The following is a 2,151-nucleotide window of genomic DNA, read 5'->3' as shown; positions in this document are numbered from 1 at the left end:
CTCGACCTGCTGCGGCCCATCTACGCCCAGACCGCCGCCTACGGCCACTTCGGCCGCGAACTGCCCGACCTCACCTGGGAGCGCACCGACCGCGCCGCCCAGCTCAAGGCCGCGGCCGGGCTCTGAGCCGGACCGCCGAGCTCGACGGGAGTGCCCACGTGCGTATCGCGGTGACCGGATCCGTCGCCACCGACCATCTGACGGTCTTTCCCGGCCGGTTCACGGATCAGCTGATCCCCGACCGGCTGGCCCACGTCTCACTGTCCTTCCTGGTGGACCGCCTCGAGGTGCGCAGGGGAGGCGTCGCCGCCAACATCGCCTACGGGCTCGGCCGCCTCGGCCTGCACCCCCTGCTGGTCGGTGCCGTCGGCAGCGACTTCGCCGAGTACGAGGTGTGGCTCAAGGAGCACGGCGTCGACACCGGCGGCGTCCTGGTGTCCGCCGAACGGCACACCGCCCGCTTCATGTGCACCACCGACGCCGACAACAACCAGATCGCCGCCTTCTACGCCGGCGCCATGTCCCAGGCCCGCGACATCGACCTGACCCGGCTGCCGGTCCGCCCGGACGAGCTGGGGCTGGTCGTCGTCGGCCCCAACGACCCGGCGGCGATGGTCCGCCACACCCGCCAGTGCCGCGAGAGGGACATCCCGTTCGCCGCCGACCCCTCCCAGCAGCTCGCCCGCCTCGACGGCGACGAGGCACGCGAACTGGTGGACGGCGCCCGCTGGCTGTTCACCAACGAGTACGAGGCCGCGCTGCTCCAGGAGCGCACCGGCTGGCGCGACGCCGACGTGCTGGACCGGGTCGGCGCCTGGGTCACCACCCTCGGCGCGGCCGGCGTGCGCGTCCGCCGCGCCGCCGACGGCCTCGACGTCACCGTGCCCGCGGTCCCCGACGCCCCCGTCGCCGACCCCACCGGCGTCGGCGACGCCTTCCGCGCCGGGTTCCTCGCCGCCACCGACCGGGGCCTGCCCGTGACCCCGGCGGCCCGCCTCGGCTGCGCGCTGGCCGCGCTGTCCCTCGCCGCGATCGGCCCGCAGACCTACGAGCCCGACCGGCAGACCCTCCTCGGCCACCTCACCCGCGCCTACGGCGCCGACGCGGCCCGATCCCTCGCCCCGCACCTGGAGGGCGTCCGATGACCGCCGCCGACACCCGGACCCGGGTCACGGCCCTCCGCGAGGCGCTCGCCACCCGTGTGGTCGTCGCCGACGGGGCGATGGGCACGATGCTCCAGGAGCAGAACCCCACGCTGGACGACTTCCAGCAGCTGGAGGGCTGCAACGAGGTCCTCAACGTCACCCGCCCGGACATCGTCCGCTCGGTGCACCGGGAGTACTTCGCCGCCGGTGTCGACTGCGTGGAGACCAACACGTTCGGCGCCAACCTCAGCGCCCTCGGTGAGTACGACATCGCCGGCCGTATCCACGAGCTGTCCGAGGCCGGCGCCCGCATCGCCCGCGAGACCGCCGACGAGTTCACGGCCGGGGACGGGCGGCAGCGCTGGGTGCTGGGCTCGATGGGCCCCGGCACCAAACTGCCCACCCTCGGCCACGTCGGCTACGGCGCCCTGCGGGACGGCTTCGCCCAGAACGCCGAGGGCCTCATCACGGGCGGCGCGGACGCCCTGCTGGTGGAGACCACGCAGGACCTCCTCCAGACCAAGGCCGCCCTCGTCGGAGCCCGCCGCGCCATGGACGCCCTCGGCGTACGGCTGCCGCTGATCTGCTCCCTCGCCTTCGAGACGACCGGCACCATGCTGCTCGGTTCGGAGATCGGCGCCGCGCTGACCGCGCTGGAACCGCTCGGCATCGACATGATCGGCCTCAACTGCTCCACAGGTCCGGCCGAGATGACCGAACACCTGCGCCACCTCGCCCGCCACGCCCGCATCCCCCTGATGTGCATGCCCAACGCGGGCCTGCCCGTCCTGACCGCCGACGGTGCCTACTTCCCGCTCTCGCCGCCGGAGCTGGCGGATGCGCAGGAGACGTTCGTGCGGGAGTACGGGCTGTCGCTGGTGGGCGGCTGCTGCGGGACGACGCCGGAGCATCTGCGGCAGGTCGTGGAACGGGTGCGCGGCCAGGCGCCGACCGTGCGGGACCCGCGTCCGGAGCCGGGTGCGGCGTCGTTGTACCAGTCGGTGCC

Annotated in this window: 3 protein-coding genes; all 3 read left to right on the top strand. The window is 74.0% G+C overall.

All coding sequences use genetic code 11. The annotated features are described in order from the left end of the window. Positions 1 to 126 (top strand): methionine adenosyltransferase domain-containing protein (locus ACZ45Q_RS34035; RefSeq protein ID WP_468269078.1); only part of this gene is annotated, 126 nt, incomplete at its 5' end. Between the two features lie 32 nt (positions 127 to 158). Beyond that, complete coding sequence (locus ACZ45Q_RS34030) at positions 159 to 1,145, top strand: carbohydrate kinase family protein (protein ID WP_468269075.1); 987 nt, start codon at positions 159 to 161, stop codon at positions 1,143 to 1,145. Further along, positions 1,142 to 2,151, top strand: a 1,010-nt coding sequence (locus ACZ45Q_RS34025) for a homocysteine S-methyltransferase family protein (protein WP_468269072.1), incomplete at its 3' end; no start/stop codon positions are given. The genes ACZ45Q_RS34030 and ACZ45Q_RS34025, both read left to right, overlap by 4 nt.

Source organism: Streptomyces sp. NPDC031049 (assembly GCF_055571015.1).
The sequence above is the reverse complement of the archived record's forward strand: the minus strand, read 5'-3'. Positions and strand labels throughout refer to the sequence as shown.